Genomic DNA, 24,214 nt, shown 5'->3' on the forward strand with positions numbered 1-24,214 from the left:
TCCTTGTTCGTCCGAAGAAACGTCACATCCCTGGTGCCGGCGCTCCTGTCCGTGGCCCTGCTGACCGCGGGTTGCGCGGGCCGGGACGACGCCAAGTCCAGCCCGAAGAGCCCTTCTTCCTCCGCCACCCCCCATGGCTACGTCGAGGGAGCCACCGAGGCCGCCGAGCAGCAGTCCCGGCTCCTTCTCAGCGACCCCGGCACCGGCGACACCCGCGTGCTGGACCTGATCACCGGCAGACTCCACGACACCGCGCGCAAGGCCGGCGTCACCGAACTCACCACCGACGGCCGTTTCGGCTACTTCCACGGCGCGGAGGGCACCCCCGTGCTCGACAGCGGCGCCTGGACGGTCGACCACGGAGACCACGTGCACTACTACAGCGCGAAGATCAAGGAGGTGGGCGAACTCCCGGGCGGCTCCGGCACGAGCATCCGCAGCGACGCGGGCGTAACGGTGGTCACGGCAGCGGACGGCAAGGCGGGCGTCTACTCCCGTGCCGATCTGGAGAAGGGTGCCCTCGGTGCCCCCGATCAGCTCCCGGGCACCTACGCCGGGCCCGTCGTGCCGTACGCGGAACACCTGATCACCCTCACGCGCGACGGTGACGCCCACGCGAAGGTCGCCGTGCTCGACCGGTCCGGCAAGCGCGTCGCCACTCCGGAGTCCGCGTGCGAGGACCCGAGGGGCGACGCGGTCACCCGGCGAGGGGTCGTCCTCGGCTGCGCCGACGGCGCCCTGCTCGTCCACGAGGACGGCGGCACCTTCACCGCCGAGAAGATCCCGTTCGGCGAGGACGTGCCGAAGGCGGCGCGGGCCACGGAATTCCGGCACCGTCCGGGCAGCACCACGCTCACCGCACCCGCGGGGAAGGACGCCGTCTGGGTCCTGGACGTCACCGAGCGCGCCTGGAAACGGGTGGAGACCGGCCCCGTGGTCGCCGCCAACACCGCCGGTGAAGGCTCCCCGCTCGTTGTCCTGGAGACCGACGGAGCCCTGCACGGCTACGACGTGTCGACCGGCAAGGAGACCACGGTCACCGAACGTCTGCTCAAGGACGTCCCCAGGGCCGCCACCGGCGAAGCCGCGGCACCGGTGATCGAGGTCGACCGGAGCCGCGCCTACCTCAACGACCCCGCGGGCAAGCGCGTGTACGAGATCGACTACAACGACGACCTCCGTGTCGCCCGCACCTTCGACCTCGACATCCGGCCGTCCCTGATGGTGGAGACGGGCCGATGAGCGTACGTGTGGGGGCCGCGCGGGTGCGCGCCCTGCTGCTGACCCTGGTCACCTTCTTCTTCGTCGCAGGTACGGCGACCGGCTGCGCGGGCGGCGACGAGCGGCCCCGGGTCGTCGTGACGACCAACATCCTCGGCGACATCACCCGGGAGATCGTCGGCGACGAGGCGGACGTCAGCGTCCTGATGAAGCCCAACGCCGACCCGCACTCCTTCGGCCTGTCGGCCGTACAGGCCGCCGAGCTGGAGAACGCGGACCTGGTCGTCTACAACGGCCTGGGCCTGGAGGAGAACGTCCTGCGGCACGTGGAGGCGGCCCGCACATCGGGAGTGGCCACCTTCGCGGCCGGCGAGGCGGCCGATCCCCTCACCTTCCACGCCGGTGAGGAGGGCGGTCCCGACGGCGAGGCCGGCGAGCCCGACCCGCACTTCTGGACCGACCCCGACCGCGTGCGCAAGGCGGCCGGCCTGATCACCGACCAGGTCGTGGAACACGTCGACGGCGTGAACGAGAAGGCCGTCCGCGACAACGCCGCCCACTACGACGGACAACTCGCCGAACTGACCACGTGGATGGAGAAGTCCTTCGCGACCATCCCCGAGGACCGCCGTGCCCTGGTGACCAACCACCACGTCTTCGGCTACCTCGCCGACCGCTTCGGCTTCCGCGTGATCGGCGCGGTCGTCCCCAGCGGCACGACACTCGCCTCGCCCAGCTCCTCGGACCTGCGCTCCCTCACCCGGGCCATGGAGAAGGCCGGGGTGCGCACCGTCTTCGCCGACTCCTCCCAGCCCACCCGGCTCGCCGAGGTCCTGCGCCGGGAGATGGGCGGTGACGTGGACGTCGTCTCGCTGTACTCCGAGTCGCTGACCGAGAAGGGCAAGGGCGCCGGCACCTACCTGGACATGATGCGCGCCAACACCTCGGCCATGGCCGAGGGACTCACCGGTGACTGACCGGCTTCCCCCGAGGGCCGGCGCACCGGCCGCCGGCCCCTCCACCCCACAACCCCGTGCCCTCAGGGCCGGAAAGGACATCCACACCATGAACAGGTCGACACGCGCCAGAATGCTCACGGGCACGGCCCTCGCCCTGACGGCGTCCATGACACTGACCGCCTGCGGCGGCAGCGACGGCGCCTCGTCCGACGCCGAGCCGAAGAAGCAGACGAAGAGCAGTGAGGCCACCGCGCTGCAGAACCCGCTGGTCGCCTCGTACGACGGGGGACTGTACGTCCTCGACGGAGAGACCCTGAAGCCGGCGAAGACCGTCGAGCTGCCCGGTTTCAACCGGGTCAACCCGGCGGGCGACGAGGACCACGTCATCGTCTCCACCGACAGCGGCTTCCGCGTGTTCGACGCGGCCCAAGGGACCTTCACGGGCGCCGAGTTCAAGGGTGCCAAGCCCGGCCACGTCGTGCGGCACGGCGGCAGGACGATCCTGTTCACCGACGGCACGGGTGAGGTGAACGTCTTCGACCCCGCGGACCTGGCCGGCGGGAAGCAGCCGGAGGGCCGCAGCTACACCTCCGCCGAGCCCCACCACGGCGTCGCCATCGAACTGGCCGACGGCGAACTCGTCACCACCCTGGGCACCGAGGAGAAGCGCACCGGCGCCCTCGTCCTCGACAAGGACAACAAGGAGATCGCCCGCGCCGAGAACTGCCCGGGCGTGCACGGCGAGGCCGCCGCCCAGGGCGACGTCGTCGGTCTCGGCTGCGAGGACGGCGTCCTGCTCTACAAGGACGGCAAGTTCACCAAGGTCGACGCTCCCGACGACTACGCCCGCACCGGCAACCAGGCCGGCAGCGACGTCTCCCCGATCCTCCTGGGCGACTACAAGACCGACCCCGAGGCGGAACTGGAACGGCCCACCCGCATATCGCTGATCGACACCCGCACGGCGAAGATGAAGCTGGTCGACCTCGGCACCAGCTACTCCTTCCGCTCGCTCGCCCGTGGCCCGCACGGCGAAGCACTCGTGCTCGGCACCAACGGTGTCCTCCACGTCATCGACCCGGAGACCGGCAAGGTGGAGAAGAAGATCCAAGCGGTCGGCGACTGGACGGAGCCCCTGGACTGGCAGCAGCCCAGGCCCACCCTCTTCGTCCGCGACCACACGGCGTACGTCTCCGAACCGGGCAAGCGCCAACTGCACGCCTTCGACCTGGAATCGGGCGAGAAGCTGACGTCCGTGACGCTGCCCGAGGCCACCAACGAACTGTCCGGAACGGTAGCCGGTCACTGACCGGTCCCGCTCCCGGCACTCCCTGAGCAGCGCCCGCCGCCCCTGGGCCGGCGGGCGCTCCGGCGGCGTGGTCCGCCCGGCGTTCGACCACGCCGGCCCCGACCTCCGTGCGGAGGCCGCAGGCGAGGGGAGTCGGGTGAGCAGCGCGTGGTCCTCGCCGTCGTCGGCGTCCTAGCTCTCGACAAGGCGAGGACGGGGGCGTACTCCAGTTGCCTGGCGCAGGGTGTCGCCGACCGTGTGCTGGTCGCCGGCTAACGCATCTCAGGCTTCTTCTGAACCCTGCTCTCAACGCCGACGCAGGGACAGGCCGGGGAACAGGACGGCTGCGCGCGGAGCGGATCAGCAGTCGGGAGCGCTTCCCCAGTGTGGCAAGGTGACGGCCCTCAGGAGGATCCGAGGGCCGTCGGCCAACCGGGCGTCAGAACAAGGTGACGTCGCTCCAGGCCGGGGAATTCAGCGCCTCAGGGGATCCCAGGCTGCCGTCCGGCGCTGCCGGATGCAGTGCGAGTTCCCCTGCCCCGTCGCCGGTCACCACGTCACCGGTTCCGTCGGCGTTCACGTCACCGACGACGGCCAGCTGGGGACGGTGTGCTGCTGCCCAGCCGGCCGCGGCGACCGTCGTCGGTGTGCCCAGGTCCCACATCTGGCTGGTGCCGTAGTCGAGGGGGAAGAGCTGCAATGTCCCCTGCTCCGCGTCTCGGGCCCAGAAGGAGGGCGCACCTGATTCCGAGGGCGTGTCCGAGAAGTGCACCGACGTCGAACTCCAGCCGCTCGTGCCCAGGACGGACGGCTCACCGACCCATAGCCCTTCCTGCAACTGCAGTTCGAAAAGCAGAAGTCGGTCGGATTCCACGGCCAGCAGCATGGGACTGGAGTCTTCAGTCCGGTTCAACGCGATCCTGGTGACGTGGGACCAGTCGTAGCCAGTGATCTCCGCTGGCGCGCCGAACCCACCGAGACCGTCACCGGGGTAGGCGAACAGCTTGCCGTCCTGGAGGGCCACGATGTCGTTGCGGACATCATTGGCCTCTTGGGGACCGTACCGGTTCAGGAGCCAGCCGGCCCTTGCCACCGTGGCGTGCGACCAGTCTCTTCCGTCAGCCACCTGGGAGGCAGCGAAACCCCCACCCTCGACGCCCGGTGACAGGACGAGCTTGCCGTCTTCGCCGACACCGAGCAGGTCCGGGTGGCCGTCGCTGTTGTAGTCGCCGAACCGCTCGATGAAGGGGTACTGGACCCAGTACTCGGCATAGACGCGATCGGAGATGTTGCCTGCTCTGTCCGCCGTCCGGGCCGAGATGCTCGCCGGGCCCGTTCGCTCGGGAGTGATGAACGTGGCCGTGACGGTTCCCTCCGGTCCGATCGGGATGCCCTGGCCTTCCGGGCAACCGTTGAGCTCACGTTCCGGGTCGAAGCATATGCGGGTGGCCTCGGTCCCCTCCGGAAGGGTGAAACGTACCGTGCGCGGCGTGCCGGGCGGCGCGCCCTGGGGATAGGTGGCTGCGTCGAGGAAGGAGACGGCAGGTTCAGCCGGTCTCGTCCTGTCCATGTTGAACCCGCATGCGGTGGTCCACGGTGAGGCACCGCCGGTGCCCTCCAACCGTGCTTGCCACCAGTAGTTCTCCTTTTCGGGAAGTAGGTCTTGGGGCACGCGCAGGGTGGCGGAGCTGCCGACGCCCGCTGGGATCGAGACGTCGAGTACGGGCTCACTGCTGTCCTGCTGTCGCAGGACGAACCGGGCTTGTGGGTGGCCTTCGGTGTTGCTTTGTCCGTCGACGCCCACCGACAGACGCACGTCCGTGTTCCCAATCCAGGGCAGTGCTCCGGCGGTTACGCAGTTCCCCCCGGGGTGCGTCTGCGGGTTGCTCGGCGTGTACGGGTACTCCGCAGCGAGCGCCGGGCTGCCGCCCAGCAATCCGGTGGCACACACCAGAGCCAGCACACCGGCTCTGAGTGACATGCTGGCTATCCCCATGTCCCCCTCCTCCAACGGCACTTGACGACTGGGGAAAACTTACCGGGCGGCAGTGACAGCGACCCAGCCGTGGACAAGGCAGTGACACCCGTTGATCCGCACGCCTGCTCGTCGCTTCCTCGACCAGCCTCTGCGGCAGCAGCGCCGCGCTGTCGGCTTCCACCGGCGGCGCCTGAGCGCCGACCGCCAAGCGCTGCTCACACTCGTCCATCTGCGGATGGACTCCCCTACCTGCCGACGCCGTCCACACCGCGTCGACGAAGCCGTTCGTTCTCCTGGGCGGACGATACTGCGCGCCGACCCGTCACCCAACCTGCATCAGACCCGAACGTCCACTGCGGCTCGGCGTCAACACCAGCGCGACAGCAGACTAGGTTCTGTCGTCAAATGTCAGGCCCACACCCGGAGTGATGCGAGGGCGACGGCTGCTTCGTAGGACTCGGCGGTCTTGTCATAGCGGGTGACGATCCCGCACCACGCCGTCACAGTTCAGGCGCCACCCAGACCTTCAGGAGTTCCCGGGCCTGCGACGACGGAGCGTCCGTCGTGCCAGCGTCTTGCTGCCATTGAGGAAGTCGTTGAACCGGTCCAGCCTCCAGACGGCTCGGAGGACGAGCGGCTGCATCAGCATCGCCATCGACGGCGGGTACTTCGAGGCGTCCGACCAGATGCCGGCGAGGTCCTGCGACATCTCGCCGTCGACAATGTAGTCGGCGATCTGATGGGCCACGTACGGCACCTGACAGAGGCCGTGGCCGTTGCAGGCCATCGCGTAGAAGACGTTGTCGCCCACCTGTCCGGCGATCGACAGCCAGTCCGGGCTGATGCCGATCCAACCGCCCCACGCCCGCTCGATGGCCACGTCGGCCAGCGACGGGAACCGGTTGGCCAGGTCCTTCCCCATGTCCTTCACGACTTCGGGGTCCGGGACCCGGTCCGGGAGCGGGAAGGCCTGGCCCCGCTGCGGTTGGCGGACCCCGCAGACGATGGTGTTGCGCTCGGTGAGCCGGTAGTGCGTCATCAACTGGTGCTGGGTGATGATGCCGGACCGACTGGTCCAGTCCAGCGCGGCGAGCCGCTCCGGCGCGATGGGCTCCGACTCGATCTCGATGACGTACAGCGGCGTCGCGAGATTCTTGGGCGTGATGTCCCACTCGCCGGCGTAGACGCTGGTTGCGAGCACCACCTTGTTGGCCCGTACGGTGCCGTGCGGTGTCGTGAGCTCGACGATGCCGCCGGTCCGCCGGACATCGCTCACCCGCGTCTCCTCGAAGACCTTGGCCGAGGAGGCGAGCAGCGCGCGACGCACACCACGAGCGAGCTTGCCCGGGTTCAGCATCCCGCCGATGGACTCCCGCATGCCGCCCACGAAGCCGGTGGGGAGGCCGAGTTCCTCCCTGTTGCCGACAGTCCCGCTTCCACCGAAGGCGCGCAGGATCGCCGCCTGGGTGCGCACCCTGAGCATCATGATGGGCGAGACCGCACCCCACACCAGACCGTTCGCGACATAGTCGCAGTCGATCTCGTGCTTCTTCATGAGGTCTTCCACGTAGTGACCCGCATGCTCCGCCAGCCTGGCCATGACCGGCATCTTCTTCGGGGACTGGATGCTGAGCATCCGCAGGTCGCCCCCCGGCGCCCCGGCGATCTGACCGCCGTTGCGCGAGGCTGAGCCGTAGCCGCAGAACTTCGCCTCCAGCAGGACCACGTCCTGGTCACGCTCCGCGAGGCGCAGTGCAGCCGCCATGCCACCCATGCCGCCGCCGATGACGGCGATGTCACAGGTGAGGTCGCCGTCCAGCGCGGGCTGCACGTCGTCGGGCCGGTCGATCCAGCCGGTGAAGTTGCTGTATTTCGTGTCCTCGGTCCTCACGCTGTCCTGATCTCCTTTAAATGGGTGTCTGCCCTACTGCATGCTTCGCGTCAAGATTTGCTCAGCACGCGCCGCACTCCGACGATCTCCACGTCCGCGTTGCAGCAAGGAAGAAGCGACGGCCCGGCCAGTGGCACCGAGTCACACAATGACAGGCTGATTACTCAAAGTAGCTTTCCTGGGTGTCCCAGTCGGCAAGCCCACGACAAGGATGTTCAGGACTACCGAACTTCGCCTGTGGCGGTTTACCTCGTACCTCACTGTTGCCAGCCACGGCCGCGGAGGGAACGACACTGAGCACCTGCTTCCCCTGGGTATGGTGCACGGTGCATGGGCTGGTCGCGCCCTCCCGTCCGGCCTGCCGAAATCGGCTCCCCGCAGCGCTGCCTACTGGGCACCCTTGTCGGCGCGCCCTCCAAGCCGCTGTGCGACCCGCTCGGCGGTCTGCTGACCCGTCAGCACGGCGCCGTTCATGGTTCCGGCCCACTCGCCAGCGGTTTCCACCCCGGCCCAGTGGATGCGCCCGTGAGGCTCCGTGAGGGCGCTGCCGTAACTGACGGATGCATAGGGGGCTACAGCAGGGTTCGGCCCTCCCGGGGCGAACGGTTCGGACGCCGGGCCCCAGCAGTGGTCCACGTAGTCGATGGGGGTGCTCGCCTGAGCGCCGTACAGCTCGACGAGCTGGTCGATCACCCGGCGACGTCGATCCGCCGAGTTGAAACCGTCGAATACGCGGGGGTCGCAGAAGGCCATCAGGACGCCTGGTCCGTTGTCATCGGGCGAAACGTCGAAGGTGATGAAAACGGTCCCGGTGTCGGTCAGTGCCTCACCCGAAAGCCCGCTGCTCCGCCAGAAGGGCTTCTCATAGGCGACGAACGCCTTGCTCAGCGTGCCCAGACGCCACGTCTTCGCGAGCCCTTCTGCCTTGTCGGGCAGGGCAGGCTCGAAATCGATGTCGGCGCGGTGCGAGGGGGCGGCAGTGACGATGGCGTACTTGGCGTTGATCACTTCCGAGTCGGTGCTGACCGTGACGCCGCCGTCGTCCTGGGTGATGCGTCGAACAGGGGCACCGACGACAACCCTGTCGCCGAGTCGCTCGGCGAGCCTCACGGCGATCTCTTGAGTCGTTTCGGTGATGCGCTCCTCTTGCTGACCGTCCTCGACGCTGAGCATGTGCTCCACGCCCCCGGCAGCGCGAATGTAGCGCAAAGCGTGCAGCAGAGAGACGTCCCCCGGGCTGCAGCCCCACTGCACCTTGGTGAGGATCGTCATCAGCGCCCGGGTGCTCGTCGTCGCCTGCTGCTGGTCGAGCCATTCTCCGAACGAGATCGCGTCGAGCTGCCCGGCGTCCGGGGATTCCCAGGCTGCATCGACGTTGATGGTCGAAGTCAGTTCCGCCACCGCCATCTGGATACGGGCCAGGTCTTCCAAGGCTTCAGGTGAGACCTCGGGGAAGGTGCCGGTGTAGGTGCTGCGCTGTCCGTCCATCCACAGGACGTTGTGGCCCTCGTCGAACTGACTGGTCGTCGTGCACCCCAACCGGCTCGCAAGGTCCCGGATCGCAGTGTGCCGCCGTGCGACCCACGTCGCCCCGAGGTCGACCTTGACCCCGGCCACTTCGCCCGAGAACGCTCGGCCTCCGACGCGGTCGCGACCTTCCACCACCAAGACCGACACGCCCATGTTCACCAGCCGTTCTGCGGCGGTCAGGCCGGCGAAGCCGGCACCGACGATCACGACGTCGACTGCCGTGTCCTCGATTCCAACCTTAAGAGAGTTCGACATGTTTTCCTCCTTCACTCACGCGGTCTGCGTATTGTGAGATGTATTGAGTGATCAGGTCGGTAAGGGATTCGGGAATGCTATGTGTCGTACCAGGTATGGTGACGTACCACGCCCGAATCCGCGGTTCGTATGCCTGTTTCCGACTTTTCGTTGGTCGCGGCTCCGACGTTTCCACCGTCCCAACTGTGGACTCCGACTGCAACGAAAAAGTGCACCTGTCTCGATCGGAGCGAGTGCACGATGCACCGACTCCTGAGTTCGGGGCATCAGCGATTGACAAGCGATGTGACACGCCATGCCCGACCACGCCCGAGGGGTGTGACTTCATTCGAACAATTCGGCGATCGTAAACGTGCTTGCCGTCCGGTCTCGTAATCGAGCACCGGCTTCGGCTGCTGTCTGTTCCCTCGAAAGAAATCAAAACAGAGAAGGGTGATCCGGACTCCACTCCACTTTGCTCAGGGGGTGAGTACGAGGCGGATCGGGTCTCCGATCTTCTTCTCCAGCCGGGCGACGGCGTCCGCGGCTTCGGCCAGGGGGACGTGGGCGCTGACGGAGGGGCCGAGGTCGATCCGTCCGGCGGCGGCCAGCCGGACGAGCTGTTCCACGTGCTCCGGTTCGGAGCCGTAGTGTCCGCGGATCTGCCGGACGTTGAAGCAGAAGTCGATGCTGTCGGCGACGCTGACCGGCTCCGGGGTGAGGCCGGCGAGGACCAGGACGCCGTTCGGGCCGAGCACGGTGCCGGCCTGGGCGCGGGCCGCTCCTACGCCGGCGAAGTCGAAGGCGACGTCGATGCCCCGCCCTGCCGTGGCCTTGCGTATCGCCTCGGTGAAGTCTCCGGCCGTGGGGTCCAGTGCCTCGTCGGCTCCGAAGAGGAGGGCGCGCTCTCGGGCCGAGGGCAGCGGGTCGACGGCGATGACCGGGGCGGCGCCGGCCAGGCGGGCGAGTCGGATGCCGTGGGCGCCGAGACCTCCGGCTCCCCAGATGCCGACTGCCTGCGCGGGGCGGACCGCGCCGGTGTCCACGATCGCGGCGTACGGGGTGGAGACGGCGTCGGGGATGATCGCGGCCTGGTCGAACGGCAGGTTGTCCGGGATGGGGAGCAGCGTGTCCTCCCGGGCGAGGGCGTACTGCGCCCAGCCCCCGTCGTAGTCCACTCCTCGGGTCAGGGGCTGGCGGCAGGTCATGTGGCGCAGGCAGTCGGCGCAGTCGCCGCACGCCTGACCGGCCTGTAGTACGACACGCAGGCCGGGAGTCCAGTTGCCCTTGACGTCGGGGCCGACGGTGTGGACGACACCGGCCACCTCGTGGCCGGGGGTGAGGGCACCGGAGTCTTTGACGGTGTCCACGGGGTAGAAGGGGCTCAGGCTGCCGTCGATCAGATGGATGTCGGACAGGCAGACGCCGGCGGCCCGCACTTCGACGAGGACTTCGCCCGGGCCGGGAACCGGGATCGGAACCTCTTCGACGGCGAAGGTACGGGTGTCCAGGCGAAGCCGCCCGGCCAGCATGGTGTTCATGCGCAAACCTCGATGTGCTCGGGAAGAAGCGCACGCCTATAGCTAGACGCACGACATGGTCACACGACCATGTCGGTTAACCGTGTCCCTTGACGAGGTTGCCTGTCAAGCTGCCGCCGCCGGACGTTCGTCAGGGATTCCGGGTTCCCCTCGCCGACTGTGTCCTTCGATACAGTCATCCGACATGTTCGAGTGACAAAGTCACGTGTAAGTTGATTGGTGACCGCTGAAGAGAAACGAAAGGCACGCTCATGACTCAGGTGTCCGTAGGTGCGGCGCGGGCGATCCCCGAGCGCCCCCCGCTGCCCCTCGTGGGCCACGCGTTCAACCTTCCCGCCGGTGCGGACTTCCTGGCCTACCTGCAGAAGGAGTTCAGGGAGTTCGGGCCTGTGTACCGGCTGCGGGTCTTCGGGAGGGACACCGTCATGATCGGCGGCCTGGACCTCGTGACCGAACTGTCGGACGAGACCCGTTTCCGCAAGCACGTTCACGCCGACCTGGTCGAGGTTCGGGCCCTGGCCGGGGATGGTCTGTTCACCGCCTACAACCACGAACCGAACTGGCGCAAGGCCCACGACATCCTGATGCCCGCGTTCTCGCTCGGCGCGATGCGCAGCTACCACGCCCCCATGCTGAAGGTCGCCCGTTCACTGATCAGCAAGTGGGACCGGCTGGCCGGGGTGCAGTCGGTGGACGTTCCCGACGAGATGACCCGGCTGACCTTCGACACGATCGGTCTGTGTGGCTTCGGCTACGACTTCCAGTCATTCCGGCGCAACGACCTGCATCCGTTCGTCGACGCGATGGCCCGGGCTCTCGTCTTCGCCCAGGAGAAGGGCGAGTCCGTGCCGGGCTCCGAGCTGTTCAAGAGGAAGAAGGTCGAGCAGTTCCGCAAGGACATCGACCTGATGACGGACCTCGTCGACGAGGTGATCAAGGAGCGTCGCGCCTCCGGCGACACCAGCACGGACGACCTGATGGGGCTGATGCTGCACACCGAGGACCCCGCCACCGGCGAGTTGCTGGACGACGTCAACATCCGCCACCAGGTGATCACCTTCCTGATCGCCGGCCACGAGACCACCAGCAGCGCGCTCTCCTTCGCCCTCTACTACCTGACCAAGCATCCGGAGGTGCTCGCCCGGGCCCAGGCCGAGGTGGACGCCTTGTGGGGTGACACCGACGCCCCGGATCCCGGGTACGGCGACATCGGCAAGCTCACCTACATCCGCCAGGTGCTCAACGAGAGCCTGCGGCTGTGGCCGACGGCTCCCGCGTTCGCCGTCGAGCCGATCGAGGACACCGTCATCGGCGGCAAGTACCCCGTACGCAAGGGCGAGTCGCTGATGGTGATCACCTCGGCCCTCCACCGTGACGCGGCCTGGGGGGAGAACGTCGAGCTGTTCGATCCCGAGCGCTTCACCCCCGAGCGGGAGGCGGCCCGCTCGGTCCACGCCTTCAAGCCGTTCGGCAACGGCGAGCGGGCCTGCATCGGCCGCCAGTTCGCGTTGCACGAGGCCACCCTGCTGCTGGGTCTGCTGGTGCACCGTTACCGTCTGATCGACCACACCGACTACCAGTTGAAGATCAAGTCGACGTTGACCATCAAGCCCGACGGGTTCAGCCTCCGGCTCGCCCGCCGCACCAGCGACGAACGGCGCCTGCCCGCCGTGACGGCGGCGGATCCCGTCCCGGGCCGGACCGCCACCGTGACGCGCCGTGCGAGCGGCACCGCGCTGACCCTGCTGCACGGATCCAACCTGGGCACCTGCGCCGGCATCGCCCGCGACCTCGGCGGTGACGGCGAGGAGCACGGCTTCACCCCGTCCGTCGCCTCCCTCAACGAGTACACGGAAAGGCTGGCCGGAACCGAGGGGCCCGTCGTCATCGTCGCCGCTTCCTACAACGGTCGCCCCACCGACGACGCAGCCGAGTTCGTCGCCGCTCTGGAGAACCTCGCCCCCGGCTCGCTCGCCGGCCTGCGGTACGCCGTCCTCGGTGTCGGCGACCGCAACTGGGCGGCGACCTACCAGCGCATCCCCACCCTGATCGACGAGCGTCTGGCCGCCGCCGGCGCCGTCCCGCTTCTGGAGCGCGGCGCCGCCGACGCCTCCGGTGACTTCGGCGGAGTGGTCGACCAGTGGACGGCGGACCTGTGGACGGTCCTGCTGGACGAGTACGGCGAAGCGACCGCCGGCGAGACGGCGGGCCCCGCACCCGAGGCGGAAGCAGAAGGGCTGTACGAGCTGGAGGACACCTCGGAGTCGGTCCTCGGCGGTCTCGCCGAGCGCCACGGCGTCCAGCCGATGGAGGTCCTCGAAGCGTACGAACTCGTCGACACCGACCACGAACTCGGACGCTCCAAGCGGTTCCTGCGGCTCCGTCTGCCTGAGGGCGTCAGCTACCGCACCGCTGATCACCTGGCTGTCCTGCCCAGCAATCCCGAGGCCCTCGTCCAGCGTGTCGCCGACCGCTTCGGCCTCGACCTGGACCGCACGGTCCGGCTGCGCGCCCGCCGCCGGAGCCGGGGCGCGCTGCCCGTCGACCGGCCGCTGACCCTGCGCCGCCTGCTCACCGACTTCGTCGAGCTGCAGGACCCGGCCACCCAGGAGCAGGTCGCCGTGCTCGCCGAGCACACTTCCTGCCCGCCCGAGAAGCAGCCGCTCACCGTCTTCGCCACCGCCGATGCCGAGACCTTCCGGGAGCAGGTGACCGTCGCGGGGCTCAGCGTCCTGGACCTCCTGGAGCGCTACCGTGCGTGCGAACTGCCCTTCGAGCGCTTCCTGGAGCTGCTGCCGGTGCTGCGCCCCCGGCACTACTCGATCTCGTCGTCCGCCGCGGCCCGGCCGGGCGAGGCGGACCTGATGGTGTCGCTGCTCGCGGCGCCCCACCGGTCGGGGGAGGGCACCTTCCGGGGCATCGCCTCGCACTTCCTGCAGACGGTGAACGCGGGCGATGTGATCCAGGCCCGGGTCCTGCCGTGCAGCGAGTCCTTCCGCCTCCCCGAGGACACCTCCGTACCGGTGATCCTGATCAGCGCGGGTACCGGCCTCGCGCCCTTCCGCGGCGCGGTCCTCGATCGCCATCACGCCGGTTCGACCGGCACCCTGCTCTGCTACTTCGGCTGCGACCATCCCGACGTGGACTTCCTCCACCGGGAGGAGTTCGAGGCAGCCGAGGCGGCCGGCGCCGTCAGCATGCGCCCCACCTTCATGCACGCGCCCGAGAACGGCGCCCGCTTCGTCCAGGAGCGCCTCGCCCGCGAGAGCGAGGAGGTGTGGTCGGTCCTGGAGTCCGACGGGCGCGTCTACATCTGCGGCGACGGCCGCCGTATGGCACCGGCCGTACGGGAAGCGTTCATGGCGATCTACCGTGAACGGACCGGTTCGAGCGATGAGCAGGCCGTGGCGTGGCTCGCGGCGCTCGTTGAGTCCGGGCGCTACGTCGAGGACGTCTGGGCCGGCTGAGTCTCACGAGTGGGCAGAGACGGTTGGGGGCGCACCTTCCAGGTGCGCCCCCAACCGTCTTCACGTCGTGTCAGGGCGTCGGCACGTCCGGGAGGTCGAGGCTCCCCTTGGCCAGCGCCACGGTCGCGGCGACGAGTGCCCTGAGGCCCGTCCGCTCCGTGGCCTCGTCCGGCACACTCAGCAGGACCTGCATGGTGAGTCCGTCGAAGCCGGAGAGGAAGAACCGAGCCACTGTTTCCGGGGACTCGGCCAGTTTCTGTCCCGTCCTGTCCGCGGTTTCGGCGATCACCTGTGCGGTCACCTCGATGACCCGCTGGTAATGGCTCTGCCGGGCCTCGTTGAGCCCGGGCACACGCAGGGCGAACATCGTCAGTTCAGTGAGCAGCTGCTGGTGCGACGTGGGCTCGCGCACGGTGCCCCACAAGGCCCCCGCCAAGGCGCTGAAGGTCTTCTCGAAGCCCGCGTCCTCCGGCGCCGCCCGCTGCACCTGCGCGACCAGCTCGTCGGTGATCTGGTCCATCACCGCCCGGTAGAGATCCTCCTTCGTGCCGAAGGTGTAGTGGACGGTGGCCTGTGCGACGCCGAGCTCCGCGGCGATGGCACGGGTGCTTCCCGCGGCGACGCCCTCCCGGGTCATGAGGTCGATGGCCGCCTTGATCAACTGGGGGCGGCGCTCCGCCGCGGAAACATGAGCCATACAGTCCAGTATATCGACTTAGTCAATCGATCAAGTCGGTCGAGGTCTCTGTCACCGGCCAGGCGAACGCCCTGGTCGCACGCGCCTCACTCTTGAGGCCCGAGCGGTGTTTCGTTCGCTCGGTGGTCGGACCCGCTGTCCGCGGGGAGAGCCTGCTCGGCCCAGATGACTTTTCCCTCACGACTGTGTCGTGCGCCCCAGCGATCGGTGAGCTGGGCCACCAGCAGCAGGCCCCGGCCGCCTTCGTCGGAGATCCGGGCGCGGCGCAGATGCGGGGCCGTGCTGCTGGCGTCGGAGACCTCGCAGGTGAGCGTCGACTGGAGGATCAGTCGCAGCTGGATGGGGCTCTTGCCGTAGCGGATCGCGTTCGTCACCAGTTCGCTGACGGCCAGCTCGGTGGTGAAGGACATCTCCTCCAGCCCCCAGGCTGCCAGTACGTCGGAAGCGAAGCGGCGGGCTCCGGATACGGCTGCTGGATCGGACGGCAGGTTGATCGCTGCGACATGGTCGGGATCGAGGGCTCGGGTCCGGGCCACCAGCAGAGCGACGTCATCGGCGGGTCGGCTGGGCAGCAGTGCGGCCAGCAGCTGGTCGCAGGTCTCCTCCAGCGACTCCGGCGCCGAGGTGAGGACATCGTGCAGTGTGGTGAGTGCGACATCCACGTCACGCGTGCGGTCGGAGATCAGCCCATCGGTGTGCAGGGCCAGCAGGCTGCCCTCCCGCAGTTCGAACCCCGTCGTCTCGAAAGGGAGTCCGCCCAGGCCGAGGGGCGGACCGACCGACACCTCGGGCAGGTCGACCACGCTGGAGGTCCGGGTGTCCTCGCCGGTGGTCGAGGGGGTCACCACGGTCGGCGGGACATGGCCGGCACTGGCGACGGAGCACAGGCGGGAGACGGGGTCGTAGATCGCGTACAGGCAGGTGGCGCTGATCTCACCCTCGTCCCGTGACTCCTCGCGCTGCATCCGGATGACCACGTCGTCCAGATGCGTGAGCAGCTCATCGGGCATGAGGTCGATATCGGCGAAGGCACGGACGGCTGTGCGGAGTCGGCCCATGGTGGCGGCGGCGTGCAGGCCGCGTCCGACCACGTCGCCGACGACGAGCGCGACGCGGGCCCCGGACAGCGGAATCACGTCGTACCAGTCGCCGCCCACACCCGCGCGGGACCCGGCGGGCAGGTAACGCGAGGCCGCTTCGACGGCCGACTGTTTCACCGTGTGTCGCGGCAGCAGGGTTCGCTGGAGAGCGAGCGCGGTGGAACGCTCACGGGTGTACCGGCGGGCGTTGTCGATGGACACCGCTGCCCTGGAGACGATCTCCTGCGCCAGCAGGAGGTCGTCGTCGTCGAAGGGGACCGAGGTGCGATGGCGCGAGAACTGCACCAGGCCCAGGGTCTCCCCACGGGCGTGCAACGGCACGAGGAGAACCGAGTGGAGGCCGAGGGTGCGCAACGCGTGTCTGTGGGACTCGGAGGGGGCCATCCACACGGGCATCTCGGTCCCCCTGATGCGGTGCAGGACGGATCGCCCGGTGACCAGTGTGCGCGCCGGTTCCGAGTCGTCGGGGTAGGAGTGGGCCTCGCCAATGCGGAGCAGGGACTCCGGACAGCCGACGAGGACGGAGCGCTGGGCGACTCTGCGCTGCGTCAGAACCTCCGGTGAACCCGTGCCCGTTTCGTCGAGGGCGGAGTCGAAGAGGTCGACGGTGACGAGATCGGCGAATTCCTCGGTGCACACCTCCGTCAACTCCTGTGCGGTGCGGGTGACATCGAGCGTGGTCCCGATCCGCTTGCTCGCCCTGTTGGTGAGGGCGAGTCGCTGCTGAAGGAGATGGTCGCGCTCCTCCTGGTAGGCGGCGACGACCTCTTCCGAGGACCGGTCCACGTAGTCGAAGCCGATCGTGACCAGCCGCATCGAGGCCAGGTGGATCATGTGCCAGTCACTGGTGAGGCGGGGCGCTTCGGCTTGCAACAGTTCGAGCAAGCTGAGGTGGCCGACCCGGTAGCCCCGGAGGAGTCTGCTCACCGAGACCCCTCGCCGGGCGTAGAGGCGACCTACCTCCAAGGCGACCGCAGGAGCGTTCGGCGAGCTCGCACCAGGGCGGGTCTCCAGGAAATCCAGAAAAGCGCTTACGTGCTGGCCTGTCTCCTCCAAGGTCAGAGCCGCGATCTCCCTCTCCTCCGACAGCTCGGGGAGTTCGTCGTTCAGGCGCTGGAGCACCAGGCCGACCAGCTTCGCCACCTGTGGCCTGAGGTGGCGGGCCAGCTGACCAAGGAACGCATCGACATCGGTTCCCATAGTGCGAATGTACGGGAAGCCCTTGGCGTACGCCCCTCGTGCGGCTGGGGCCAGCCCCCCAGCTGTCTCGCGCCGGGGATCGACGCGCTCGACCGACCGGCTCACCCGTACAGGCGTCCGGGACGCACGCGGCCAGGGGTGCTGAGTCAGGCTGGTGAGGCAGAACAGCTCAGCACCCCTTCAGGAGAAGGCCATAGACAGGACACGAAAGGCACGGTCGCGGGCCGGGCCGGCAGCCCGGCTGCTCGCGCGGTGCGCCGTGGTGGCGGCAGCCGCCGCCGTGGGGGTGCTGCTGCTTGCGCTGGGCGGGGGCGGACTGCTCGTGGTCATGGCCGGGATCCTCGGGCTCGTGGTCTGCGCCGCAGGCATGTGGTGGCTCGTGGCCCGGCGCGGTCTCGTGCGGCTGCTCGGCGCGTTCGTGGCCGTCGCGGCGCCGGCCGGAGTGCTCGTGTTCTACGCGCGGAGCGGTCTGTGGCTGATCGCGATGATCTCCAGCCTGTGCTGGGCGACGGCGGTGACCTGCGGCCGCACGGCGCTGCACCGAGCGCGGCCGCCCCGGTCGCAGCGGCCCGTACGCGCACGTCCGCCGAGGCGGGCGGTGCTGATCATGAATCCGAAGGCGGGCGGTGGCAAGGTCGCCCGCTTCGACCTCGTGAAGCGGGCGGAGCGACTGGGCGCGCGGGTGATCCTGCTGGACCCGTCCGCCCCGGTCGACGTGGGCGGACTGGCCCGAGAGGCCGTAGAAGACGGTGCCGACCTGCTCGGTGTCGCCGGTGGCGACGGTACTCAGGCACTGGTCGCGGCCGTCGCCGCCGAACACGGACTGCCGTTCCTTGTGATCTCCGCGGGCACCCGCAACCACTTCGCCATGGATCTCGGCCTCGACCGCGCCGACCCGGCCCGCTGCCTGGATGCCTTGACCGACGGCGAGGAGATCCGGGTCGATCTCGGCGACGTGTCCGGCCGTCCCTTCGTCAACACGGTGTCCTTCGGCGTGTACGCGGACATCGTGCAGAGCCCCGAGTACCGCGACGACAAGACGGGCACCGCCCTGAAGCTGATGCCGGACCTTCTGGCCAGGGAGGGCGCGCGACGACTCGACGCGCGTGTGGACGGTACCCGGCTCGCGGACCAGCAGGCGCTGTTGATCAGTAACAACCCGTACGTCTCGCCCGACGAACTGAGCGGCGGCGGGCGCCGGCCCGTGCTCGACGACGGTGAGCTGGGTGTGATCGGGATCAGGGTGCAGAACGCGGCACAGGCGGCACAGCTGGCCCTGTGGGGCTCACAGGCGCCGGGACTCACCGTGACGACCGCGCGGCGGGTCGAGGTGACGGCCGGCGGGGGCCCGCAGCCCCCGGAGACGGGGGGCGGCGAGGAGGCGCAGATTCCGGTGGCGGTCGACGGGGAGGCGCTGTGGCTGCGCACACCGGTCGTGTGCTCGGTACGGCCCCGCGCGCTACGGGTGCTGCTGCCACGCGACCGCCCCGGCGCACCGCCACCAGCGCCCCCGGTCGACTGGCGGAAACTGCTCGCCCTCGCGTGCGGTCCCGTCGAGCACACAGCATCAGGCGAGAGCCGCACCTGACCACAGCACGGTCCCTGCCGTCCTCGGTGAGACCCGTGCCTCGCTGCGACGCAGTGCAAGCCCCTCGGGCCCGTCCGTCCCACCGGCAGAGGGCGCCGGCCATGGCGCGTGAGTTGATCGGGTCGGCTCTCAGAGACCGAGGTAGTCGCCCAGGTCGGCGTAGTCGACCTGCCACAGGCCAGGAGAGCCCTTCGGGTACTGGGACCGGAACCCGAGTATGCGCTGGACACGCGGCGAGAGCGTCTTCGCGACCTCCATGTCGACCAGGAAGGGGTACGCCTCCTCGCCGGTGAGGAAGCCCGGATTGAGGGCGAAGGCCACGGCCCGCCGGTACGCGTCGCTGGTCTGGTTCGCGCCGCCACCGTGCGCGGTCTTGCCGCTGAACAAAAGGGCGTCTCCGGCGTTCATGATCGCGGGAACTGTCTGCTCAGGAGTCCCGCGGTCCTCGAAGTCGTTCCAGTGGTTGCTCCCCGGAATGACTCGGGTGGCGCCGTTCTCCTCCGTGAAGTCGGTCAGGGCGATCAGGAAGTTGAGGGTGACCTCCGGGCCGTTGGGCCCCATCCCGATGAAAGGGAACCAGTTCTCCAGGTCCCGGTGCAGCATCTGCGCCTGGCTGCGGGGGCCGATCTCGATCACCTGCGCGGTGGTCATCCAGTACGTGCCCGACTCCGGGAGGAAGGTCCGGTCGCAGACCTCGTGGACCAGGGAGTGTTCGAGGATCTCGTTGCGGAACGTGGCGCTGTGCGTGACCAGGTTGGTGAGTCGCTTGGTGTTGCTGCCGTGGAACGCGGCCACCATGTCATTCTCGTGGGTCGAGCCCGGGCGAAGTGCCCGCATCGGCGGCTCGATCTCGGCGTTGAAGCGGTTCATCTGCTCCTTCGTCAGGATGTCCTTGACGATGACGCCTCCGTCGCGGGTCAGGAGCTTGAGTATCTCGTCCGTCGGCGTGTCAGTCCCCACCGACGTAAGGGTCTGGGGCTGCTTCGGTGTCGTCATGTGCGTTCTCTCCCTCAAGGTCCTCGCTGTTCCTGTGGCTGGTGGCGTTACTCTCGCCAGCCACGGCCGCCGACGAGAACGACAGCGAGCACCTGCCTTGCTCGGGCCCGGTGCACGATGCACACGCCGGTCGCACCGCCGCTCTCCTACGGTTGTCGAGTCAAAAGTCAGGACGTGTCACTGACTTCGTCCCTCCCTCAACGCCGTGCGCCGGGTTCGTGGGGTCCCCTCCCACGGGCGCGTCGCGCTGCCGAGCCATCCGAGGAGGAAGGCTGCCGGGACGGAGATCAGCCCGGGGGTGTGAAGCGGGATCAGGTTGAAGTCCTGGTCCGGCAACAGCGCGTACTTCGTCCCGGACACCGCGGGGGAGGCGAGGGTCAGGAGTGCGCAGAGGGACAGCCCTCCGTAGACGAGCCACAGCAGCCCTCGGCGGTCGAAGCCGGTCCACAGGAAGGAGTAGACGAGCGCGGGGAAGACACAGGTGGCCGCGAGGCTCAGCGAGAAGGCGAGGAGGAATTCGATGGGGTAGCGGTACAGGGCGGTGGCGAGGAGAAGACTGACTGCGCAGAGCGTGACAACGGACAGTCGCATGACGGCCGGCTCTCCGATGCCGATCCTGGTACGGCCCTTCTGCCCGAACAGGTCGCGGGCCACGGAGACGGCGGCGGCGAAGGTCACGCTCGCCACGGCTGTGAGGACGGCGAGGAAGGCGACACAGGCCACGAGGACGATGACCACGATCCGGCCCGTGGAGTGGTGGGGGAGGACCTCCGATGCCAGGAGGATCGGGGCTCCCTGTCCCTTCACGTCGACGACCCCGATCTGTCCGCTGCCCACCACCGCGGCAGCGGCGACACCGGCCGTGATCAGGAGCAGGTAGAAGAGGCCGGTCAGTCCTACGGCGACGCTCAATGATCGTCGCGCGGCGGACGCGTCCCGACTGGCGCTGACGCGCAGGAGCAGGTGGGGCATCATCGCGGTGCCGAGGATGACGACGATGTGGTCGCTGATGGTGCCGAGCGGACCGAAGTCGGCGGTGTGCGCCCACAACCCGGGGCTGAGGTAGTCGTCCGGCGACATGCTCTTGTCCATGGCGGCCGACAACAGCGATTCAGGACTCCAGTCGAACAGGCGGAGCGCCAGCAGGGTCAATGCGGCGAGCGTCGCCAGGGCTATGGGCACCTTGGCGACCTGTATGAAACTGGTGCCGCGCAGATCGGCCACTCCTGCGAAGCATGTGATGAGGAATCCCATCAGTACCGTGCACACCACCTGGGCCGTCTCGGTCGGCATGCCGATCAGAAGAGCGGCGGTGATGCCGCCGGCACGCAGTTGGACCATGAGCAGGGGTACGGCGATGCACAGCGTCACCACCGCACCGGCGATCCGCGTTCCCGGTCCCTCGGCACGCAGGGCGAACAGCTCACCGAGGGTGTAGCGGCGGGTCGCGCGAATCCTGGAGGCGAGGAGCAGGAAGACACCGAGTGCGAGGGCACTGTCGACGGCGGTCGAGACACCGTCGTAGCCGAAGAGGGCGATCGCTCCCGGCAACGAGACCAGGATGACGACCGTGATCTGTTCCCCCGCCATCGCGACGCCGTTGAAGACGGGCGGGAGAGACCGGCCGGCGACGTAGAGGCGTTCCGGATCGTCGTCCTGAGTGGCGAGGGTGAAGACCCACAGGAGGCAGAGGCCGATGAAGACGAAGAAGGCGGTGATGACCGCGCCCCTCGCGGCGGAGCCGATGAGGTCGGGCGAGCCGACGCTCAGGAGGTACGTCGTCACCAGGTGCCCCCGACCGAACGAGAGGCAGCGGTCGTCGCCGGGGCCGGCTCGCACGAGGACGCGGCCCGGCTCTCGTACCACCACGTCCCGCCGACGAGGACGACGAGCTGCGTGAGCGCCCACGCCATGCCGAGGGTGAGACGTCCGTACACGGAGGTCTCTCCAAGGGTCGTGGAGCAGGAGAGCAGGACACCGACGGCGAGCGGCAGCGCGTTGACAGTGACCAGCACTCGTGTGTCACGGGGGGAAGGCCGGGAGGAAGCGGAGGGCACGAGATCTCTCTCTGAAGAAAAGGGAAGACGGACACGGCGCGAGGGGTCGTGGAGACGGTCGCAGCCGTTGAGGACGAGCGTTGGAGTCGGGCGGCCGTACCGGGACGCGTTGTCAGCGGCGAGTGGTCGCCGTCAGGCCGGCGTATCGCCCCGCCTGCTCCAGCAGTCGGGGGACACCCGTTTCGAGCGACGGCCCGAAGGTCTTGTCGTGGGGACGCTCCCCACGCTGCCAGCGGATGTAGATGGCCTCGCAGAAGATCGCTGCCTTCCACAGTGCGAGGGTCTGGTACCAGGGCAGCGGGGACAGATCGAGGCCCGTGCGGGACTGGTAGCGCTCTGCCAGTTGACGCCGGGTGAGGTAGCCGGGCGACCGGGTCACCCGGGTGAGTTCGAGCGGGGTGGCAGGGCTGCCGGCCTCGGAGTAGGTGGCGGTGAGGTACCCCAGGTCCGCGAGCGGGTCGCCGAGCGTGGCCATCTCCCAGTCCAGGATCGCGAGGACCCTGGCCGGCGCCTGGGGTGCGAACATGAGGTTGCCCATGCGGTAGTCGCCGTGCACCACCGAGGCCGCCTGGCTCGTCGGGAGGTTACGGCCGAGCCAGTCCCCGATGCGCTCCACCGCGGGCAGGCTGCGTGTGGTGTTGACCTCCCACAACCCGTGGAACCTGTCGACCTGGCGCCGGAGATACCCCTCGGGGAAGCCCAGGGAGGCGAGTTCCGCTCCGGTCACGTCGATGCTGTGCAGGGCGACGAGGGTGTCGACGACCGCCTCGCTGGTGGCCCGGCGCTGTTCGGCGGGGGAGAGGTGGGGTGGGATCGTGTCGGTGATGACGATCCCGTCGAGCCGGGACATGAGGTAGAACGGCACGCCCAGCAGGGACGCGTCCTCGCAGACGGCGACGATCTCCGGCACCGGCACCCCGTGGCCGCCGAGGATCTTCTGGATGCGGGCCTCGCGCACCATGTCGTGCGTCGACTTGGGCAGAGGCGGGCGCGGGCCACGGCGCAGGACGACACAATCGCCACCGCGCTGGATCAGGTAGGTGATGTTGGAGTGGCCTTCGCCGATGCGCTGCCACGCGAGCGGGCCGCTGCCGATGCCGTGTGCGTCGAGGAAGCCGGTGACCGCGTCGAGCACCAGGAGCGGAGGGCTGTCGAGGTGACGGGAACTCTCCCAGCTCGCGACGACCTCCACGCCGTCGGGGACGGTGTGCATCACGAGCCTCCGTTCCGGCCCACGACAGCGTCGCCCCGGTACCGCTCACCGGCTCGGACCGCAGCGCTCCGGCCGGCCGAGGCACGGCGGGCGATGGCCCACCGGTGGGTCTCGTTGGAGCCGTCGTAAATGCGGAACGGGCGGACCTCGTTGAGGTACTGCGCCAGTGGAAGCCCGTCGGAGACCCCGTCGCCGCCGCAGATCTGGATGGCACGGTCGACCACCCGGAAGACCGCCTCCGAACAGTGCACCTTCGCCACCGACGACATCGCCGAACCCGCCTTCGGGTCACTGTGCAGCAGAGCCGCGGTCTTGGCGATGATCGCGTCGGAGGTCTCGATGTCGATCACCGACTCGGCGATGAGGTGCTGTGCCAGGCCGAGCGAGTCGATCGGGCCGCCGAACAGCTCACGCCGGGCGGCCCGGTCCAGCGCGATGTCGTGCGCCCGCCGCGCCAGCCCCAGCCACCGCATGCAGTGTGTGAGACGTGCAGGCCCGAGCCGTACCTGTGCGTACCGGAATCCCAGCCCCACCTCGCCGAGCACCGCGTCGTCGGCGATGAAGCAGTCCTCTAGGTGGAGGTGCGGGTGACCGCCGTCGATGGAGCGGTCGACGGTGTGGATCGCCTCGCCGACCCGGATTCCGGGGTTCGTCATGTCGACGAGGAACATGGTGGCCCCTTCGGGGGAGCCGTCGACAGCCGGCGTCCGCGCCATCACGATGCAGAACCCGGCACCGACAGCCCCGCTGGTGAACCGCTTGTGGCCGTCGATGATCCAACCGCCGTCGGCGCGCACGGCCGTGGTCCGCAGCGCCGCCGGGTCGGACCCCGCTCCGGGATGGGGCTCGGTCATGCCGAAGCACGACCGGACGTCCCCCGCCGCCAGAGGCGCGAGATAGCGCTTCTTCTGCTCCTCGGTCGCGATCAGGTTGAGCATGTGCATGTTCCCCTCGTCGGGTGCCATGCAGTTGAGCGCCACAGGACCGATCGGCGAGTAGCCGGCCTCCTGCAGGATCGGTGACCAGTGCGGGAGGGGCAGGCCCCGCCCGCCGTACTCCGTCGGCACTAGTGGCGCGAAGACACCGGCCTCCTTCGCCGCGGCCTGCAGCCGGGCACGGGTGGCCTGGTCGAGCCGTCCGCCCGGTGCGGGCTCGGCGTCGATGACGACCTCGCGAATGAACCGGCGAGTACGCTCACGCAGCTCCGCGATCTCCGGCGAAAGGTGAGGGGAAGTCATGGTTGTCCTTTGTCGG

The 24,214-nt window shown here is 68.8% G+C and carries 16 protein-coding genes; 5 read left to right on the plus strand and 11 right to left on the minus strand.

Features of this window, described 5'->3' with window-relative positions:
• Positions 1-3 precede the first annotated feature (3 nt).
• The 3 genes from ACIGO6_RS12385 to aztD all read left to right on the plus strand — a co-directional run bounded on the left by ACIGO6_RS12385 (position 4) and on the right by aztD (position 3,489).
• Positions 4-1,242, plus strand: coding sequence for a hypothetical protein (locus tag ACIGO6_RS12385; protein WP_399874786.1), 1,239 nt, complete (start codon positions 4-6; stop codon positions 1,240-1,242).
• On the plus strand, positions 1,239-2,198 hold the full coding sequence (aztC, locus tag ACIGO6_RS12390) for a zinc ABC transporter substrate-binding protein AztC (protein WP_399874788.1): 960 nt from the start codon (positions 1,239-1,241) through the stop codon (positions 2,196-2,198). The genes ACIGO6_RS12385 and aztC overlap by 4 nt, the downstream gene beginning before the upstream one ends.
• Before the next feature lie 88 nt (positions 2,199-2,286).
• On the plus strand, positions 2,287-3,489 hold the full coding sequence (gene aztD, locus ACIGO6_RS12395; RefSeq protein WP_399874789.1) for a zinc metallochaperone AztD: 1,203 nt from the start codon (positions 2,287-2,289) through the stop codon (positions 3,487-3,489).
• A gap of 418 nt (positions 3,490-3,907) precedes the next feature.
• On the opposite strand, the gene ACIGO6_RS12400 is transcribed toward aztD, so the two are convergent.
• The 4 genes from ACIGO6_RS12400 to ACIGO6_RS12415 form a co-directional block, all read right to left on the minus strand.
• Positions 3,908-5,464: a hypothetical protein gene (locus ACIGO6_RS12400; RefSeq protein ID WP_399874791.1), complete on the minus strand. Its 1,557-nt coding sequence runs from the start codon at positions 5,462-5,464 to the stop codon at positions 3,908-3,910.
• A gap of 508 nt (positions 5,465-5,972) precedes the next feature.
• Positions 5,973-7,337 carry an NAD(P)/FAD-dependent oxidoreductase gene (locus ACIGO6_RS12405; RefSeq protein ID WP_399874793.1) on the minus strand — a complete coding sequence of 455 codons (1,365 nt, stop codon included), beginning with the start codon at positions 7,335-7,337 and terminating at the stop codon, positions 5,973-5,975.
• Positions 7,338-7,724: 387 nt separating this feature from the next.
• A complete protein-coding gene (locus tag ACIGO6_RS12410) occupies positions 7,725-9,122 on the minus strand; it encodes a flavin monoamine oxidase family protein (protein ID WP_399874795.1) in 1,398 nt (465 codons plus the stop codon).
• A 458-nt stretch (positions 9,123-9,580) separates the two neighbouring features.
• Positions 9,581-10,642, minus strand: a complete 1,062-nt coding sequence (locus tag ACIGO6_RS12415) for a zinc-binding dehydrogenase (RefSeq protein ID WP_399874797.1) — start codon at positions 10,640-10,642, stop codon at positions 9,581-9,583.
• 251 nt (positions 10,643-10,893) lie between these two features.
• Here ACIGO6_RS12415 and ACIGO6_RS12420 point away from each other — a divergent pair, with 251 nt between their 5' ends.
• On the plus strand, positions 10,894-14,109 hold the full coding sequence (locus tag ACIGO6_RS12420; protein ID WP_399874798.1) for a bifunctional cytochrome P450/NADPH--P450 reductase: 3,216 nt from the start codon (positions 10,894-10,896) through the stop codon (positions 14,107-14,109).
• A 70-nt stretch (positions 14,110-14,179) separates the two neighbouring features.
• On the opposite strand, the gene ACIGO6_RS12425 is transcribed toward ACIGO6_RS12420, so the two are convergent.
• The gene (locus ACIGO6_RS12425) at positions 14,180-14,806 is read right to left on the minus strand and encodes a TetR/AcrR family transcriptional regulator (protein ID WP_399874800.1); all 627 of its coding nucleotides are present in this window, start codon (positions 14,804-14,806) and stop codon (positions 14,180-14,182) included.
• An 86-nt stretch (positions 14,807-14,892) separates the two neighbouring features.
• Entirely contained in the window at positions 14,893-17,106 is a 2,214-nt protein-coding gene (locus ACIGO6_RS12430) for a SpoIIE family protein phosphatase (protein ID WP_399874802.1), read from the minus strand.
• Positions 17,107-17,368: 262 nt separating this feature from the next.
• Here ACIGO6_RS12430 and ACIGO6_RS12435 point away from each other — a divergent pair, with 262 nt between their 5' ends.
• Positions 17,369-18,694, plus strand: a complete 1,326-nt coding sequence (locus tag ACIGO6_RS12435) for a diacylglycerol/lipid kinase family protein (protein WP_399874804.1) — start codon at positions 17,369-17,371, stop codon at positions 18,692-18,694.
• A 129-nt stretch (positions 18,695-18,823) separates the two neighbouring features.
• Here ACIGO6_RS12435 and ACIGO6_RS12440 read toward each other — a convergent pair whose 3' ends face one another.
• The 5 genes from ACIGO6_RS12440 to ACIGO6_RS12460 all read right to left on the minus strand — a co-directional run bounded on the left by ACIGO6_RS12440 (position 18,824) and on the right by ACIGO6_RS12460 (position 24,198).
• Positions 18,824-19,690, minus strand: coding sequence for a phytanoyl-CoA dioxygenase family protein (locus tag ACIGO6_RS12440; protein WP_399874806.1), 867 nt, complete (start codon positions 19,688-19,690; stop codon positions 18,824-18,826).
• Positions 19,691-19,867: 177 nt separating this feature from the next.
• On the minus strand, positions 19,868-21,475 hold the full coding sequence (locus ACIGO6_RS12445) for a transporter (RefSeq protein WP_399874807.1): 1,608 nt from the start codon (positions 21,473-21,475) through the stop codon (positions 19,868-19,870).
• On the minus strand, positions 21,472-21,705 hold the full coding sequence (locus tag ACIGO6_RS12450) for a hypothetical protein (RefSeq protein ID WP_399874809.1): 234 nt from the start codon (positions 21,703-21,705) through the stop codon (positions 21,472-21,474). The genes ACIGO6_RS12445 and ACIGO6_RS12450 overlap by 4 nt, the downstream gene beginning before the upstream one ends.
• A 154-nt stretch (positions 21,706-21,859) precedes the next feature.
• Positions 21,860-22,960, minus strand: a complete 1,101-nt coding sequence (locus ACIGO6_RS12455) for a phosphotransferase family protein (protein ID WP_399874811.1) — start codon at positions 22,958-22,960, stop codon at positions 21,860-21,862.
• On the minus strand, positions 22,960-24,198 hold the full coding sequence (locus ACIGO6_RS12460) for an acyl-CoA dehydrogenase family protein (protein ID WP_399874813.1): 1,239 nt from the start codon (positions 24,196-24,198) through the stop codon (positions 22,960-22,962). The genes ACIGO6_RS12455 and ACIGO6_RS12460 overlap by 1 nt, the downstream gene beginning before the upstream one ends.
• Between the last annotated feature and the right edge of the window lie 16 nt (positions 24,199-24,214).

This window comes from Streptomyces sp. NPDC053750 (assembly GCF_044544295.1).
GTDB lineage: Bacteria > Actinomycetota > Actinomycetes > Streptomycetales > Streptomycetaceae > Streptomyces.

Excerpts from the sequence above, each read along its gene's own strand:
- aztD (WP_399874789.1), top strand. The coding sequence starts at position 2,287 with ATGAACAGGTCGACACGCGCCAGAATGCTCACGGGCACGGCCCTCGCC.
- aztC (WP_399874788.1), top strand. The coding sequence starts at position 1,239 with ATGAGCGTACGTGTGGGGGCCGCGCGGGTGCGCGCCCTGCTGCTGACC.
- ACIGO6_RS12460 (WP_399874813.1), bottom strand. The coding sequence starts at position 24,198 with ATGACTTCCCCTCACCTTTCGCCGGAGATCGCGGAGCTGCGTGAGCGT.
- ACIGO6_RS12415 (WP_399874797.1), bottom strand. The coding sequence starts at position 10,642 with ATGAACACCATGCTGGCCGGGCGGCTTCGCCTGGACACCCGTACCTTC.
- ACIGO6_RS12420 (WP_399874798.1), top strand. The coding sequence starts at position 10,894 with ATGACTCAGGTGTCCGTAGGTGCGGCGCGGGCGATCCCCGAGCGCCCC.
- ACIGO6_RS12430 (WP_399874802.1), bottom strand. The coding sequence starts at position 17,106 with ATGGGAACCGATGTCGATGCGTTCCTTGGTCAGCTGGCCCGCCACCTC.
- ACIGO6_RS12455 (WP_399874811.1), bottom strand. The coding sequence starts at position 22,960 with ATGCACACCGTCCCCGACGGCGTGGAGGTCGTCGCGAGCTGGGAGAGT.
- ACIGO6_RS12400 (WP_399874791.1), bottom strand. The coding sequence starts at position 5,464 with ATGGGGATAGCCAGCATGTCACTCAGAGCCGGTGTGCTGGCTCTGGTG.
- ACIGO6_RS12440 (WP_399874806.1), bottom strand. The coding sequence starts at position 19,690 with ATGACGACACCGAAGCAGCCCCAGACCCTTACGTCGGTGGGGACTGAC.
- ACIGO6_RS12410 (WP_399874795.1), bottom strand. The coding sequence starts at position 9,122 with ATGTCGAACTCTCTTAAGGTTGGAATCGAGGACACGGCAGTCGACGTC.
- ACIGO6_RS12425 (WP_399874800.1), bottom strand. The coding sequence starts at position 14,806 with ATGGCTCATGTTTCCGCGGCGGAGCGCCGCCCCCAGTTGATCAAGGCG.